At 51.4% G+C, this 16,690-nt stretch carries 15 protein-coding genes; 1 reads left to right on the top strand and 14 read right to left on the bottom strand.

Annotated features, from left to right (window positions below):
* Window positions 1-68: 68 nt before the first annotated feature.
* The 11 genes from EAT1B_RS04350 to hprK all read right to left on the bottom strand — a co-directional run bounded on the left by EAT1B_RS04350 (window position 69) and on the right by hprK (window position 9,649).
* Window positions 69-584 carry a DUF2179 domain-containing protein gene (locus EAT1B_RS04350; protein WP_012726919.1) on the bottom strand — a complete coding sequence of 172 codons (516 nt, stop codon included), beginning with the start codon at window positions 582-584 and terminating at the stop codon, window positions 69-71.
* 93 nt (window positions 585-677) lie between these two features.
* Window positions 678-914, bottom strand: coding sequence for a hypothetical protein (locus tag EAT1B_RS04355; RefSeq protein ID WP_012726920.1), 237 nt, complete (start codon window positions 912-914; stop codon window positions 678-680).
* 86 nt (window positions 915-1,000) lie between these two features.
* On the bottom strand, window positions 1,001-1,954 hold the full coding sequence (gene whiA, locus EAT1B_RS04360) for a DNA-binding protein WhiA (RefSeq protein ID WP_012726921.1): 954 nt from the start codon (window positions 1,952-1,954) through the stop codon (window positions 1,001-1,003).
* A gap of 34 nt (window positions 1,955-1,988) precedes the next feature.
* A complete protein-coding gene (gene yvcK, locus EAT1B_RS04365; RefSeq protein WP_012726922.1) occupies window positions 1,989-2,984 on the bottom strand; it encodes a gluconeogenesis factor YvcK family protein in 996 nt (331 codons plus the stop codon).
* A gap of 1 nt (window position 2,985) precedes the next feature.
* Window positions 2,986-3,858, bottom strand: a complete 873-nt coding sequence (gene rapZ, locus EAT1B_RS04370) for an RNase adapter RapZ (RefSeq protein WP_012726923.1) — start codon at window positions 3,856-3,858, stop codon at window positions 2,986-2,988.
* 120 nt (window positions 3,859-3,978) lie between these two features.
* Window positions 3,979-4,932 (bottom strand): thioredoxin-disulfide reductase, encoded by a 954-nt coding sequence (gene trxB / locus EAT1B_RS04375; protein ID WP_012726924.1) that lies wholly within the window; start codon window positions 4,930-4,932, stop codon window positions 3,979-3,981.
* A gap of 68 nt (window positions 4,933-5,000) precedes the next feature.
* On the bottom strand, window positions 5,001-6,473 hold the full coding sequence (locus tag EAT1B_RS04380) for a lipopolysaccharide assembly protein LapB (protein ID WP_012726925.1): 1,473 nt from the start codon (window positions 6,471-6,473) through the stop codon (window positions 5,001-5,003).
* A gap of 294 nt (window positions 6,474-6,767) precedes the next feature.
* Window positions 6,768-7,250: a DapH/DapD/GlmU-related protein gene (locus EAT1B_RS04385; RefSeq protein ID WP_012726926.1), complete on the bottom strand. Its 483-nt coding sequence runs from the start codon at window positions 7,248-7,250 to the stop codon at window positions 6,768-6,770.
* Window positions 7,243-7,893 (bottom strand): pyrophosphatase PpaX, encoded by a 651-nt coding sequence (gene ppaX / locus EAT1B_RS04390; protein ID WP_012726927.1) that lies wholly within the window; start codon window positions 7,891-7,893, stop codon window positions 7,243-7,245. Before ppaX ends, EAT1B_RS04385 begins: the two co-directional genes overlap by 8 nt.
* Window positions 7,893-8,711 carry a prolipoprotein diacylglyceryl transferase gene (gene lgt, locus EAT1B_RS04395; protein WP_012726928.1) on the bottom strand — a complete coding sequence of 273 codons (819 nt, stop codon included), beginning with the start codon at window positions 8,709-8,711 and terminating at the stop codon, window positions 7,893-7,895. Before lgt ends, ppaX begins: the two co-directional genes overlap by 1 nt.
* A 2-nt stretch (window positions 8,712-8,713) precedes the next feature.
* The gene (gene hprK, locus EAT1B_RS04400) at window positions 8,714-9,649 is read right to left on the bottom strand and encodes an HPr(Ser) kinase/phosphatase (protein WP_012726929.1); all 936 of its coding nucleotides are present in this window, start codon (window positions 9,647-9,649) and stop codon (window positions 8,714-8,716) included.
* Between the two features lie 148 nt (window positions 9,650-9,797).
* Between hprK and EAT1B_RS04405 the strand changes: the two genes are divergently transcribed.
* Window positions 9,798-10,154 (top strand): hypothetical protein, encoded by a 357-nt coding sequence (locus EAT1B_RS04405; RefSeq protein WP_012726930.1) that lies wholly within the window; start codon window positions 9,798-9,800, stop codon window positions 10,152-10,154.
* A 36-nt stretch (window positions 10,155-10,190) separates the two neighbouring features.
* On the opposite strand, the gene EAT1B_RS04410 is transcribed toward EAT1B_RS04405, so the two are convergent.
* From EAT1B_RS04410 to uvrB, 3 genes are all read right to left on the bottom strand, one after another.
* Complete coding sequence (locus EAT1B_RS04410) at window positions 10,191-11,360, bottom strand: DUF4097 family beta strand repeat-containing protein (protein ID WP_012726931.1); 1,170 nt, start codon at window positions 11,358-11,360, stop codon at window positions 10,191-10,193.
* 65 nt (window positions 11,361-11,425) lie between these two features.
* Window positions 11,426-14,299: an excinuclease ABC subunit UvrA gene (gene uvrA / locus EAT1B_RS04415; protein ID WP_012726932.1), complete on the bottom strand. Its 2,874-nt coding sequence runs from the start codon at window positions 14,297-14,299 to the stop codon at window positions 11,426-11,428.
* A complete protein-coding gene (gene uvrB / locus EAT1B_RS04420) occupies window positions 14,300-16,270 on the bottom strand; it encodes an excinuclease ABC subunit UvrB (protein WP_012726933.1) in 1,971 nt (656 codons plus the stop codon).
* Window positions 16,271-16,690: the final 420 nt, after the last annotated feature.

Raw genomic sequence — 16,690 nt, forward strand, 5'->3', positions numbered from 1 at the left:
TAGTTCCCTATCACGAGATAAAATCCCTACTCTAACAAAAAAAGACCCACTTTCGTGAGTCTTGTGCGTCATTTCGGGCGACGCAGTCCTTTCATCATATAACCGCCTTTGAAGTCGATTGGGTCAAATGCGACGAGGAACGCTTTCGGTTCATGCTTCTCGACGAGTTCACGCAGTTCTTTCATCCGGGTACGGGCCGCCAATACGTCAAGGCGGTAACGGACCCCGTCACGTCCTTGCCCTTGATAATGCGTAACTCCATATCCGTTGTCACGCATCTGTTGGATGAGTTCCGCTGGATATTCTTTCGTATGGACTTGAATCATGTTGTAACCGATGGCGAGTTTTCGTTCGACGAAACCGCCAAGTAAGATTCCGAGCCCGAAGCCGACCGCATACACAATCATCCCGACCGTCGTCAGATCCTGGAACACGATGCCGAGCGCAAAAATATAGATTAGCGTTTCTAACGTTCCGAATAGACCGGCGATGACGGTCTTCCCTTTCACGAGCATGATCGTCCGGAGCGTTAACACCGGAACGTAGATTAGTTGTAGCAGTAGGATGAGTAAGATTTGACCCATTTGATCGACCTCCGTTCCAATTCATTATCACCACTATTCCAAATTTCTGAAAGAGATGCAACTAAAAAAGGCTGACCGCAGTCAACCTTTTACTTAGTTATCTAGATTCTTTACACTCGTGAGCAACTCGTAGTCTTTACGAATGACTTCGTAGATTGCGTTCTTGTCCCCGTTCAACAACTCTTCTGCACGAAGCTGGTTCAAGAAGAGGCTTGTGGCAAACGTGACGAGTGCACTTTTCGGAATCCCGATTTCTTTGGCACGCTCTGTGATGACCTGGTCGAGCTTAGCGTCGATCGTGAGCGATAATCTTTTCTTTTCATTCGACATAATGATGAAGCTCCTTTAATTCGCTATTCATAAAACCTATACACAATTGCTTATTATATAGGAAGAATGGTTTTGGCGCAACCGCATCACGAGGATGCGATTTCGTCTCCGCTACGTACGCGCTCGGCAATCTGGTCAATTTTACGAAGTCTATGGTTGATTCCTGACTTCGAAATCGGACCGGACTCAAGCATTTCGCCGAGTTCCTGTAACGAGACGTCCTGGTGTGTGACACGCAGTTCAGCAATCTCCCGCAGTTTCTTCGGTAAGACGTCGAGCCCGACCGTCCGTTCCAAGAACTTGATATTCTCGACTTGACGCAATGCTGCACCGACCGTCTTGTTCAAGTTGGCCGTCTCACAGTTGACGAGACGGTTGACGGAGTTCCGCATATCTTTGATGATTCGTGCGTCTTCAAACTCCAACATGCCTCGGGTCGCCCCGATCAGCTTGAGGAAATCTGAAATTTTCTCGCTCTCTTTCATGTACAAGATATGCCCTTTTTTCCGTTCGAGCGTCTTCGCGTTCAACTCAAATCGGTTCGCCAAATCACGTAGCGCCTGGTTATGGTTTTCGTACAAGCTGTAGATTTCGAGGTGGTACGACGACGTTTTCGGATGGTTGATCGACCCGCCGGCGAGGAACGCACCACGTAAGTAAGCGCGTGCTAAGTTCTCGTCCCCCGTCATATCCGAGTTCAGTGTCCGGATCATCTCGTAATTCTCTCCGAGGATCTCAAGGTCCCGAAGCATCGTCTCCGCATGCTGTGACACGCGGACGATGTAGACGTTGTTCTTTTTCAAACGCATTTTCTTCCGTACGAACAAGTCTAACGGATGGTCGTAAAGACGTTTCATCAACGAGTAAATCCGACGGGCAATCGAGGCGTTCTCCGTCGAGACGTCGAGCGTCATGCCTCGTCCTAGGGCGAGCGAGATGACCCCGTTCATCCGAACGAGTGCCGACAGTTCCGCCTTCGCTTCCGCGTCAGTCACTTCAAGTTGTGTCAATTCCTTCTTCACATCTGATGCAAAGCTCATCGAGTCCCCCTCCTTTCTGTCTTTCCAACAATCTTTATTTCAGTTCCAATTCTTGAAACGAACGTGGCTTCTTGATACGGAGCACCCGCTGCATGACGAGTCCGGCGATGGCGTCGGAATCATGACGGATATACTCCCGGTTATAGTCGACAATGTCCCCAGCGAGAACGTTCGTCCCATAGTTTCGGAGTTTCTTCCGATCGAAGCGGACCTCTTCCGACCCGTCCTCACGGTAACGCTCCAAATACTCTTCTTCAATCGGCTCGTTGTTGACGACAATCGTGTCGATCGATGCCTTCCCAAGGTACGACTCGATGACTTTTAAATGTTTCATCGCGTCATAGCCTTTCGTCTCACCTGGTTGCGTCATGACGTTACAAATATAGACGACCGGGACTTTCGAGCGGATGATCGCTTCCCGCACCGCCGGGATGAGCAGGTTTGGAATGATACTCGTATACAGGCTTCCTGGACCGAGCACGATGACGTCGGCCGATTCAATCGCCTCGACGACGCCCGGGGCCGGTTCAATGCCTTCCTCGAGTAAAAACATACGCTTGATCGGCTGCTCATGTAGCGGAATCTTGGACTCCCCTTTGACGATGGTGCCGTCCTCGAACTCGGCGGCGAGGGTCATGAGCGTCTCTGTCACTGGCAACACTTTCCCTTGTGCGTTCAAGAGTTGCGACATGACATCGATTGCTTTGACGAAAGAACCCTCACAGATGTGAGTCGCTGCCGTGAGCATCAAATTTCCAAGGGAATGCCCTTCTAATCCATATCCCGTATCGAAACGGTATTGCAAAATCTTGTCCATTAACGGCTCAACTTCCGACAACGCCAAAATGACGTTACGGATGTCGCCAGGAGGCAACATATGAAACTCGTCACGAAGACGTCCCGAGCTCCCGCCGTCGTCCCCGACGGTGACGATTGCCGTGATGTCGAGCGGATAATGTTTCAACCCACGAACGAGAGTGGACAACCCTGTCCCTCCGCCGATGGCGACTACTTTCCGGTCTCGTCTCATGTCACTTCTCCTTCGTCGCGTGAGCGAGGTCGCGGTGGACCGTCTTCACGTTATAGCGATCAGCAAAGTGCTCCGACACTTTCTCAGCGAAGGTGATCGACCGGTGTTTCCCGCCGGTACAGCCGAACGCCACGACGATTTGCGTCTTCCCTTCCCGTTTATACTGCGGAAGGAGGAACTCGAGCATGTCGATCAACTTCTTATAGAACGCTCGCGCTTCCGGGTGCGACATGACGTACTCTTGTACTTCTGTCGTCTGGCCCGTGAGCGGACGGAGCTCGGGGATATAGAACGGGTTCGTGATGAAACGGACGTCGAACAATAAGTCGATATCGAGCGGCACTCCGTGTTTGAAACCGAACGACATGAAGTTGACTGTGAACGGGATCCGTTCTTCGTTGAACTGTTGGAGGATGCGGTCCTTCAACATCTGTGGCTTCAAGTCGCTCGTATCATACAACGTGTGGGCCCGGTCACGGAATCCTTCTAACAGTTCGCGCTCCATCTTGATGCCGACGAGTGGCGCATCTTCCGGTGCGAGCGGATGGGACCGTCGCGTCTCCTTATAACGGCGAACGAGCACGTCGTCCCGCGTCTCTAAATACAACAGGTGCGGATGCACGTTCTTCTTTTCCAAATCGTCGATGACGATGAACAAGCTATCGATAAAGTCTCGTGTCCGTGTATCGATGGCGACCGCGATTTTCGGTCGGACCGAGCTGATGACATCAATCAATTGTGGTAAGAGTACCGGTGGCAAATTGTCGACACAGAAATAGCCGAGGTCCTCGAAACTATTCATGGCGACCGACTTCCCAGCCCCGCTCATCCCACTGATGATGATCAATTCTTCTAATCCTTTAAAGTCTTCCATCTCGCTGACGCCCCCTTAAAATTGACAACCGAGCCGTGTGTGTAGCTCTCTCCATCTAGTATAACGAACGTCCGAAAAAAAGAGAAGGACCGCGGTTCCCCGCAGTCCTACCTTCTTGAATCATGCGTTTTGTTCTTGCAACGATTCGAGGAGTCCCTCGATGAAATGTTGAGCATTCTGAGCGGCAATCGATCCGTCGTTCGTCGCTGTGACGACTTGACGAAGCGTTTTCTCGCGAACGTCGCCGGCAGCGAAAATCCCTGGGATGTTCGTTTCCATCGCCTCGTTTGTGACGATGTAGCCTTGCTCGTTCGTGATACCGAGGTCTTGGACGAACCCTGTAATCGGGTTCATGCCGATATAGATGAAGACGCCGTCAATCTCGTGGTCTGTCTCAGTCCCGTCAATTGTGCTGACGAGACGAGCCCCACCGACTTTCCCGTCTTTCTCTGTGATTTCTTTCAATGTGTGGTTCCAAATGAAATCGATTTTCTCATTGTCGAACGCACGTTTTTGAAGAATCTTTTGCGCGCGGAGCTCATCGCGACGGTGAACGATCGTCACCTTGTTCGCGAAACGTGTCAAGAAGACACCTTCTTCAACGGCTGAGTCGCCACCACCGATGACGAATAAATCTTTCCCTTTGAAGAATGCCCCGTCACATACCGCACAGTACGATACGCCACGGCCGCCGAGTTCTTCTTCACCCGGTACACCGATTTTCTTATACTGAGCACCAGAGGCGAGGATGATCGCACGTGCTTTATAGTCACGGTTGTGCGCATGGACGATTTTATACTCTGTTTCATCCGAGATGCGTTGCACGTCCCCATATGCATACTCCGCTCCGAACGCTTTCGAATGGTCGAACATCTTCTGAGACAAGTCAGGACCCAGGATGCTGTCATAGCCCGGATAGTTCTCGATGTCTTCCGTGTTGGCCATCTGACCACCCGGAATCCCGCGTTCGATCATAAGTGTTGAAAGGTTCGCACGTGAAGCATATAGCGCAGCGGTCATTCCGGCAGGACCGGCACCGATGATAATGACGTCATAAATTTTTTCTTCTGTCATGTTGATTCCACCTCTGCAAGAAATTGATTGCCTTTAGTATAAGAAACCTATAAGGGTATCGTCTATCTTTATGCTTGTTCGAGTGTCCGTTTGAACGAACGGACCGTGTCAGTCAATGTGTCGACCGAGAGATGGAAGGCGTTCGCACAATCTTCGAGAATCAATGCGTCCCGTTTCGTATAAAACATCCAGACGAGCGCAGCGGCCGATGCCGTTACGTCCATGAATGATTCATCAGACAAGAGAAGCATCGCAAAACGCTCATAGAAGTCGCCCTCTAGGCTCATCCGTTCCGCTTCGGATACATGTGCTTCAGCCAAGACGAGCGCATCAAACGCACGCTTGATCCGGACGTCTCCGTTGAACGGTTGCTGACAAAGGTCGGCACGACACATCTCCGCGAATGCCCGGACCGTCTCATTTTCCGTCACGGCATTCGTGAGCGCGAGCGCTTCGAACGCTTCGTCATCTTTTAAGTTGGCGATGATTCGGATGATCTCGATTCGAGCCAAATCGCTCTCTTGACGCAATCCTTGGACGAGTGCCGAACGAAACTCGAGATTTTCTCGGATGTCGAAGCTCTGTTTCTCGTCAAACTGTTTCATCTCTTCATTGTTCAAGTAGGTGGCTGCCTCTTCAAGTCGTCCTGTCTTGTAGGCAGACACGCTGAGCCAATGCCCGAACAATGGGTCCCCACGGAATCCGCGGTCTTTCAATAGACGCAGTTCTTCATACGCACGGTCGTAATGTCCGACGAGCGCGAGTGTCGTCGCCAATTTATAACGCAAGTCAAATTGGAGTGGACGGACACGCGTGAGCGGTGTCGACAACTGCATCGCCGCTTCCGATTGACCCGCTTCATGGAGCAAGAGAATCGTGTTCAAGATCGCATGCAAGTTGCCCGGATTTTGGTCGAGCACGTATTCGAGCGTCCGGAAGGCGGCTTGGTCATCGCCGAGGTAAAAACTGACGACCGATAGATTGTTGTATGCCGGCCAAAACGATGGATATTGACCGATGAGACGCTCGAGTGTCGCCTTTGCCGCAAACAATCGTCCTTTGTCGATTTGACGCTGCGCTTCCGTATGCCATGTGATCAATTCGTCTTCTTCCTCGTCCTCGAGCTCTTGTTCGAGTTCGATCAGTTCAAGAAGGGATTGCACGGCTTCCGTGTAGTGACCTTTCGTGTCACGGGCGAGATATTCGGATGCATAGTTCGCCGCTTCTTCATATTGAGAGACATAGGCACAGTTGCTTGCTAAGTGATACAGTGCCTCTGTTGCGGTCTCGTCGAGCTCTAATACTCGTTTCCACACGTCATTGGCGTGGTAGACCTCCCCTACTTCAAATAACAGTTCTGCGTACTGTTTATGATAGTCGACGCGATGCGTGGCTGCCGCTGTCGCTTCAGCCATGAAAAAAGTCGCTTCATCCAGGCGACCTTCACGTAACGCACGACGACCTCTATAGTAGTGGAGCTCCGCAGCGAGCGGAGATTCTGGTTCGGGTAGCGTCATTACTGCTTCATAGTTCGCTTCCATATTCTAAATCCTCCACATCATCTCTAAATCTTTTTTTAGTTGCAGGGATAAGAATACCGCACTCGAACAACGAGGGCAACTGAAAAAGTTAAAAAAAATCGCGACTATATTCCCTCTATAATGAATATTTTTTACTAGGTCCAAAAATTGTTTTTGAGCGAAAATATGATGGCTTCATTTCTGTACATTTATCCATGAAAAAGCGGCATCTCCTTTAAAAAAAGTGATACCGCTCAAGTATTCTTGATCTTGTATGAACAAAATGCTCATGAAAACATTTTGCGAAAAATTGTGTCAAATATGTGTCAACGATTGAAGCTTCGAACCGATGACCCGTTCTCCCGGTAAGACGTCACGGTGCACAATCGCTCCCGCACCGATGACGGCACCGTCTCCGATGGTCACACCCGGCAAGATGGTCACGTTCGCACCAATCAATACGCCATCACCGATGATGACGTCCCCGATCCGATACTCGTCTACGAGATACTCATGACAGAGGATCGTCGAATTGAAGCCGATGACCGTATTGCGACCGATCGTGATGCGTTCCGGGAACATGACGTCCGGTGTGACCATGAGAGCAAGGGCACTATACTCCCCGATATTCATCCCAAGGAACGTCCGGTAAAGCCAACGTTTCGCCTTCACCGACGGGAAGTAACGCCCGATCAGGACGATCGCCGTGTTTTTGAAAACACGCAGGAAGCGAATCGTCTGATACATTTGCCAAAGCGGATTCGGTCCCTCGATATGATACCGTGTCGTCTTACGCATGAATGCTGACCTCGTCTAGCCATGCCTCGAAATGTTCCATCGAGTCGATAATGACGTCCGGTTCGAGCGATTCGAGGAACGGTCGTCCCTTGAGCGCCCAGCCGACAGCGACCGTCTTCGTTCCGGCATTTTTACCACTGTAGATATCCGTGTCGTTGTCTCCGACCATGACGGCGCGTTCTGGTGACGAACCGAGCGCCTTGAGCGCACGTTCGACCGGTTCGGCGTGAGGTTTTTCGTTCTCGACGTCATCCGCCGTCACGACGACGTCAAACAAGTGGTCGATGTTGAACAATCGAAGCCCGCGCTCGACGACCGGACGACCTTTCGACGTGACGACGCCCATCTTGTATCCTTTCGCATGGAGGCGATATAGCCCCTCGATGACCCCTGGATACTCTGCGACGAGTTGGTCATGCATGGCGATGTTGAAGCTCCGATAGAAGGCTTGCATCTCTTTCCATTCCGGCTCGTTGAGTTCACGGAACGACTTTTCGAGCGTCGGTCCGATGAATCGATAAATGTCTTCATCCCGATACGTTTGCTCCGGGAAATAGTAGTCGAACGTATGACGGAAGCTCGCGATGATGAGCGGGTTCGTATCGAGTAATGTACCGTCTAAATCAAATAAGAGCGTATCCATTAATCAAACAATCCTTTCTCTGATGGGTCGTTGTACCGTTTCGCTTTGCGACGAAGAATCATCATGACGATACCGAATAGGATCAAGGCGATCGACACCATTTGGGCCGCACGTAAATCTCCTGACATGAGACTGTCCGTACGAAGCCCCTCGATATAGTAGCGACCGATCGAGTACCAGATGAGGTACGACAAGAAGACATAACCACGACGTGGATTGCCAATCATGCGCCATGCGACGAGAAGGATGACCCCGATGATATTCCATACACTTTCATAGAGGAACGTCGGGATATAATAAGTTCCATCGATGTACATCTGATTGACGATCCAATCTGGTAGCATGAGCGTATCTTGCAAGAAGCTACGCGTCGTCTCACCACCGTGCGCCTCTTGGTTCATGAAGTTTCCCCAACGCCCGATGGCTTGTCCGAGAAGAAGTGATGGCGCCAAGATGTCTGTCACTTTCCAGAACGACATCGACTTACGCATACAATAGACGATGACGACAAGGAGAGCACCGAAGATGGCTCCATGAATGGCGATCCCGCCTTGACGGATGTCGATAATCTGTCCGAGGTTCTCTGAATAATAGTCCCACTGGAACGTCACGTAATAAATGCGTGCGAAGACGATGCTGATCGGAATCGACCAGATGACGACGTCCACGAGTCGTTCCGAGTCATAATTGATCCGTTTCGCTTCATATAAGGCGAGGACGAGGCCAAGCATCGCCCCGAAGGCGATAATCATGCCATACCAATAGATTGGCAGAGAGCCAATCTCAAACGCCACACGATCAAATGTCGGTTCTACCATGCTCACAAGTCTCCTTCAGTATCCTGAATGGCGTTCGCGAGACGTTCCGCGAACTCTTCAGCCGTATTGATTCCCATGTTCTGTAGACGATAGTTCATCGCCGCGACCTCGATGATGACCGCCAAGTTTCGACCAGGTCGAACGGGGATTGTCAAGAGCGGGACTTCACTGTCGATGATTTTCATCGTATTGTGGTCGAGTCCGACACGGTCGTATACCTTGCCCGCGTCCCAGTTCTCCAAGTTGACGATGAGGCTGATCTTTTTATGCGACCGCACCGCCCCCGCACCGAACAACGTCATGACGTCGATGATGCCGATCCCACGAATCTCGAGCAGGTGACGAATGAGCTTCGGTGCCGATCCGACGAGGAGCTGGTCCCCCGTTTGACGAATCTCGACCGAATCATCCGCGACGAGGCGGTGACCTCGTTTGACGAGTTCAAGTGCCGTCTCCGATTTCCCGACCCCGCTCTGACCCTTGATGAGGACACCGACACCGTAAATGTCGACGAGCACGCCGTGCATCGCCGTCATCGGTGCGAGTTCCATCTCTAGGAAGTTCGTGATTTGTGATTCGATTGAGGTCGTCACCGCATTCGTCCGCATGAGCGGGACGTTTGCCGCTTCCGCTTCTTCCTCGATTTCTTTCGGAATATCAAAGCCACGCGTGATTAAAATTCCTGGCGTCTGTTCCGTACACAAGATTTTAGCGCGCTCACGACGCTTCTCTTCCGAGAGGCTCGCGTAGAATGTCAACTCCGTCTTCCCAAGCACTTGCAAGCGGTTTTTGGCATAGTGCGTATAATAGCCGGCAAGGACGAGACCCGGTCGACTCAGATCGGGTGTGGCGACCGGACGATGAAGTCCTTCCTCTCCCGCAATGACTTGAAGTTTAAAACGCTCAACGACTTGAGCGGTACGTACGATATTTTGCATCAGTATCTGCCCCTTTCACGCTCATTATTGTATCATAGCTCTTTCTTGGACGGGTTAGGGAAGTGATGAAGAACGTGTCAAAAAATTGTTGAAACCATCCTATTACGCCGTTCGTATGTAGGGTATAGGGTAACTAGGAGGTGGAATAATGGAAGGTTTATTCGGAATTGTCATCTTATTTGCGCTAGTGATTGGAATTGGCTCCCTCGTTTATATCATCAAATCATTGATCGATATGTGGAAAGAATATGCCGCGACGAAAAACGAGACGATCTTGCTCTTGTTCATCTTGAACATCATCGGCTTCTTCTTGTCCGGAGCGCTCATCTCCATGATTGTCGCCATCATCTTCTACTGGAATCGTTCGAAATCGATGCGCTTACTTGGAATCATTCTTTTGATTGCCGGACCGGTCCTTTTCATCGTTTTTGCTATCAGCGCCTTCACTTTGTTTGATACGCAGATGATGGATTGGCAACAGATGGAGTACGAAATGAATCTATAATCAAAAAATCCCGAAGGCGCCGCCTTCGGGATTTGCTTATTGTTGATGGAACGGATTGTTTAAATCGCCTGGGTCGACGGGATCGACCGGGTCAGCCGGTTCCACTTTATCCTCATCAAGGAATGTGGATGGCGTATAGACCGAACCGTGCTCCAAATCGATCGTACCGGTACGCGTCCCCGCCTCGACTTCGATGCGAGGGGTTTGACCACGACCCGACAAGAATTCCAGACGACGCTGTGCGACGTCCTTGCGGTCACGGATGATCTCGAGCTCATCGAGCAAGCAATGGAGACCACCGAAGTTCGTCTCGAGCTCCCCTTCGACCTCGACGCCGTGTGGTAACACGAGTCGAATGTTCCCGGCGAGTGACGCGAGTTCAAACTTGGCAGGACGGGCTGTCGCCAGTTCCGCGCGGATGTTTCCGTTCCCCGTCTTGAGGGAGGCTTTATCGTACTTCCCACCGACGATGACGGCACCGTTTCCGGTCCGGACGTGAACGAGTTCCGCTTCGACACCTTCGACCTCGACCGTCCCATTCCCTGTGTTCAGTAAGAGCTCCGACGCATGCACGTCATGGAGCACGACCCGACCGTTTGCGGTTTGCACACGAACGTTCTCGACATCGAGACCATCGGCCCGGACTTCACCGTTCAACGTCTGAACGAGCAGGTGGTTGAAATGGTGGTGCGGGACGTACAGTTCCACGTGGGCCCGGACGAGCTTGTCACGGAGCGAGACGACGAGACGATCCCCAATGACAGAGTGCTTGACCGCAGACTGTAACTGTTCGAGCGCCTTATCCGCGTCTTGTTGGCGAAGCGGACGACCCGTGACAATCAGTTCACAATCCTCAGCATCAGACGAGACGATCGTCGCCGACGCGTTGAACAGGTCGAGCGAGATGTCGCTACCTGTGAACGGGAACGACTTCGAATACGTCACTTCCGGACCAAAGTTCGAGCTGAATGAAAAGTCGCTGTCGCGAAGTTTCGTCACGAGCCCTTCCACTGCAGATGTCAGTTTCGTTGTGAGCGATTCAACCGAATAGGCATCGACCTTTTCTGTATCCTGTCGCTCTTCAAGCGCTTGAACCTGTTCCGGTTCGAGTCGCTCGAGACGTTCGAGTTGCGTCATCGCCTCCTCGATTGTCATCTTGCCTTCCTTCACTTGCTGGAGAATCAGTTCACGCATTTCTTGTTTCACGTTCGTTTTCCCCCTTCAATTTGGTTGCACGTCAATTACCTTCCCGTTTCTCACCATTTCTATACTTATTTCTTTTTTCCTGCTTTCGGTTTCACTCGTGCTGCATCTCGTTCGAGAACCGGCTTCAAATACTTACCGGTATACGAGCCGGACACTTCCGCGACTTCTTCTGGTGTCCCCGTCGCGACGATGAGTCCGCCACCGTCTCCACCCTCTGGTCCGAGGTCGATCAAATAATCGGCCGACTTGATGACGTCGAGGTTGTGCTCGATGACGAGCACCGTGTCCCCGTTCTCGACGAGGCGTTGCAACACTTTCAACAAGCGCGCGATGTCGTCGACGTGGAGACCGGTCGTTGGTTCGTCCAAAATATAAATCGTCTTCCCGGTCGACCGTTTATGAAGCTCCGAGGCGAGTTTGACACGCTGGGCTTCCCCGCCGGAGAGCTCCGTCGCCGGCTGACCGAGTTTCATATAGCCAAGACCGACATCATAAATCGTTTGAATCTTCCGCTTGATTTTCGGAATCTTGTCAAAGAAGTCGAGACCTTCCTCAATCGTCATATCGAGGACGTCTGCAATCGTCTTCCCTTTGTACTTCACTTCGAGCGTTTCCCGGTTATAGCGTTTCCCGTGACAGACCTCACATGGGACATAGACGTCCGGCAAGAAGTGCATCTCGATTTTGATGATTCCGTCCCCACGGCATGCTTCACAGCGTCCGCCTTTCACGTTGAAACTGAAACGTCCCTTCTTGTAACCACGCATCTTCGCTTCGTTCGTCGAGGCGAAGACGTCGCGGATATCATCAAAGACGCCCGTATACGTGGCCGGGTTCGAACGAGGGGTCCGTCCGATTGGGGATTGGTCGATATCGATGACTTTATCGATATGCTCGAGCCCTTCAATCTTTTTGTGTTTCCCTGGCTTCGCTTTCGCCCGGTTCATATTGTGCGCGAGCGATTTGTAGAGAATCTCATTGATGAGGGTCGATTTACCCGATCCTGAAACCCCTGTCACGGCAACGAACATCCCGAGTGGAATGGACACGTCGACGTCTTTTAAGTTGTTTTCTTCTGCTTTGACGATCTTTAAGAAACGCTCGTCCGGCATCTTCCGTTCAGCCGGTAGCGGGATGAACTTCTTCCCGGCAAGATATTGACCGGTGAGTGAGTTTTTATTTTTCATCAGTTGTTTCGGTGTCCCGGCCGCGATGACCTGTCCGCCATGTTCCCCGGCGCCCGGTCCGATATCGATCAAGTAGTCGGCTTCCATCATCGTGTCCTCGTCATGCTCGACGACGATGAGCGTATTGCCGATGTCCCGCATCTGTTTGAGCGTCGCGATCAACCGGTCGTTATCGCGTTGATGAAGACCGATGGACGGCTCGTCAAGAACATACAAGACACCAGTGAGGCGTGAACCGATTTGTGTCGCAAGACGAATCCGCTGCGCTTCCCCACCGGAGAGGGTTCCTGCGGCACGAGAGAGCGTCAAGTAGTCGAGACCGACGTTATTCAAGAAGCTGAGTCGCTCACGAATCTCCTGCAAGATGAGGCGGGCGATAGCGATATCTTTCTCGCTCAACTGCTCGTTGAGTCCCTCGAAAAACGCGAGTGCGTTCACGACCGACTTCTCCGTCACTTGTCCGACGTGCTGACCCGTGATCTTGACGGCGAGCGACTCTTCTTTCAAGCGGTAGCCGTGACATGTCGGGCACGCATGTGTCGCCATGTACATTTCCATCTGCTCACGGATATAGTCGGATGTCGTCTCCCGGTAACGGCGCTCGATATTTCGAAGCACCCCTTCAAAGAAAATGGTATTCGTCCGCACTTGACCAAAATCGTTCTCGTAGCGGAAGAGGAACGATTCCTCCGAAGACCCGTTCAAGACGAGGTCCTGATCACGCTTTGATAGGCGCTCGAACGGCACGTCCATGTCGATGTTGAAATGCTGGCACATCGCAGCCAACAGTTGGGGATAGTACTGGGAACTCGTCGGTTGCCAGGCGGCAATCGCTCCCTCTTTCAACGTCTTCGACGGGTCCGGGATGACGAGTTCTAGGTCGACGTCTAGTTTCGTACCGAGACCGTCACACGTCGGACATGCCCCGAATGGCGAGTTGAACGAGAACATGCGCGGCTCGAGTTCGCCAATGGAGAACCCACAGATTGGGCAGGCATGGTGTTCACTGAAGAGGAGCTCGGTCCCGTCCATCTTGTCGATGATGACACGGCCGTCTGCGAGACGTAATGCCGTCTCGAGAGAGTCCGCAAGACGACCTTCCACATCAGGTCGGACGACGAGACGGTCGACGACGACCTCAATCGAATGCTTCTTGTTCTTATCGAGCTCGATCTCATCCGTCAATTCAATCGTTTCACCATTGACACGGACGCGGACGAATCCTTCTTTTTTCAGAGAGTCGAATACTTTCACGTGCGTCCCTTTTCGACCCGACACGATTGGCGCGAGAATCTGGAGTCGCGTCCGTTCCGGCAATTCCATCACCTGGTCGACCATCTGCGAGATTGTTTGACTCGAGATTTCGATACCGTGGTTCGGACAGACCGGCTTCCCGATTCGTGCGAACAGCAGTCGGAGATAGTCGTAAATTTCGGTCACCGTTCCGACTGTCGACCGTGGGTTACGACTCGTCGTTTTCTGGTCAATCGAGATGGCCGGACTGAGCCCTTCAATCGTATCGACGTCTGGCTTATCCATCTGTCCGAGGAACTGTCGGGCATAGGCGGATAAGCTCTCGACGTACCGTCGCTGTCCTTCCGCATAAATCGTATCGAACGCAAGTGACGATTTCCCGGAGCCGGACAAGCCCGTCAAGACGACGAGCTGGTCACGTGGGATATCGATGTCAATATTTTTTAAATTGTTGACGCGTGCCCCTTTGATGACAATCGCATTTTTCTTTTCAGCCATTTAATTCCCTACCTTCAACTCCAAGATTAAGTCACGCAATTCGGCCGCGCGTTCGAACTGGAGGTCGCGTGCCGCTTGCTTCATTTCTTCTTCCAACTTGGCGATCGCCGCCTCGCGTTCGGCCGGCTTCATCGTACTGAGCGATTCGAGTGCTTCCTCTTCCGCTTCGACCGTCGCCCGAATGACCCCTCGCACGTCCTTTCGAATCGTCTGCGGGGTGATGCCATGTTCTTCATTATAAGCCTGTTGAATTGACCGACGGCGATCCGTCTCTTCGATGGCACGCGCCATCGAGTCGGTCATCTTGTCCGCGAACAGGATGACGTGTCCGTTCGCATTACGCGCCGCTCGTCCAATCGTCTGGATGAGCGAGCGATCGGAACGAAGGAATCCTTCCTTATCAGCATCGAGAATCGTCACGAGACTGACTTCTGGAATGTCGAGACCCTCCCGCAACAAGTTGATCCCGACGAGTACGTCATACTTCCCGAGTCGAAGGTCACGAATGATTTCAATTCGCTCGAGCGTCTTGATCTCAGAATGCATGTAGTTGACCTTGATTCCCGCTTCGCGCAAGTAATCGGATAAGTCCTCGGCCATCTTCTTCGTGAGCGTCGTCACGAGTACCCGCTCGTCACGCTTGATGCGTTCGCGAATCTGATCCATCAAGTAGTCAATCTGACCTTTGATCGGATGAATCTCGATTGTCGGATCAAGTAACCCGGTCGGACGGATGATCTGCTCGATCATGTTCGGTGTATGTTCGAGTTCGTATGGACCTGGTGTCGCCGAGATGAAGATTGCTTGTGAGACTTTCTTCTCGAACTCATCAAACTTGAGCGGACGGTTATCCTTCGCCGAAGGGAGACGGAAACCATGGTCGACGAGCACTTGTTTCCGTGCCTGGTCCCCGTTATACATGCCGCGTACTTGTGGAAGCGTCACGTGCGACTCATCGGCGACGAGTAAGAAATCTTCCGGGAAGTAATCGAGTAGCGTATACGGGGTCGAGCCTTCCGGCATCAAGTTCAAGTGGCGCGAATAGTTCTCGATTCCTGAACAATACCCCATCTCACGCATCATTTCCAAATCGTAATGCGTTCGTTGCTCGAGTCGCTGCGCTTCAAGCAGTTTCCCTTCTTCCCGGAACTTCTCAAGCTGTTCCTCAAGTTCCGCTTCGATGTTGACGATTGCCTTTTGCAATTTTTCGTCACGTGTGACGAAGTGGGATGCCGGGAAGATGGCGACGTGGTCACGGTCTGCGATGATTTCCCCCGTCAACGGGTCCATCTCCCGGATGCGGTCAATCTCGTCCCCGAAAAACTCGATGCGCATGCAGTGTTCGTCACGCGACGCCGGGAAGATCTCGACGACATCCCCACGGACACGGAAACGTCCACGTTGGAAGTCGATATCGTTCCGTTCATATTGAATGTCGATGAGTTTACGTAACATCTCGTCACGCCCCATCTCTTTCCCGACGCGAAGGCTCAAGACGAGGCTCCGATATTCTTCCGGGTTACCGAGACCGTATATACAGGAAACGGATGCGACGATGATGACGTCATCGCGCTCAAAGAGAGCCGACGTCGCCGAGTGACGCAGCTTATCGATTTCATCATTGATCGACGCGTCCTTCTCGATGAACGTATCCGTCGACGGCACGTATGCCTCAGGTTGATAGTAGTCATAGTAACTGACGAAGTACTCGACGGCGTTGTTCGGGAAGAATTCTTTGAACTCCGAGTAAAGCTGCCCGGCGAGCGTCTTATTATGGGCGAGGACGAGTGTCGGCTTCTTCACTTCTTGAATGACGTTCGAGACGGTAAACGTTTTCCCCGTACCCGTTGCCCCGAGGAGCGTCTGATACCGGTCACCTCGATTCACACCTTCGACAAGCTGTCGAATCGCTTCAGGCTGGTCACCCCCTGGTTGAAATTCAGATTGTAATGCAAACGGAATCGATTCCATAAGATACTCCTCACCTTCTCATTTCATAAGTGTCTTGATTATACCATAGACACGAACAAATATTCGCTTATTAGCTTGTGGGTTAATACAATTCATTTCTATTTTCATTCCATCCATTGTTCATTTCTTTTTCCTTTACTGTCTCAAAAGAAACATCCGGTTCCATCTAAATCATCAAATCAAGATTTCATCAGAATCACTTTTGTGGCATAAGGGATTGCACGTGATCGATTGGACTATGTCCCTATGTGAATTGGAGTGCTTGAAATACGTAAAAAAACCATCCACTTCGTGAACGTTTCGCTCTGTCCTTGACCTTTTTTGTGAAGTTTACAGCTGTAAATGTGAACATTTGTAGGAATAAAGTAGGATTTTTGAAAAACACTGTTTTAAAACGCTTACATTTTGGGCATATAATGA

Source organism: Exiguobacterium sp. AT1b, assembly GCF_000023045.1.
Classification (GTDB): domain Bacteria; phylum Bacillota; class Bacilli; order Exiguobacteriales; family Exiguobacteriaceae; genus Exiguobacterium.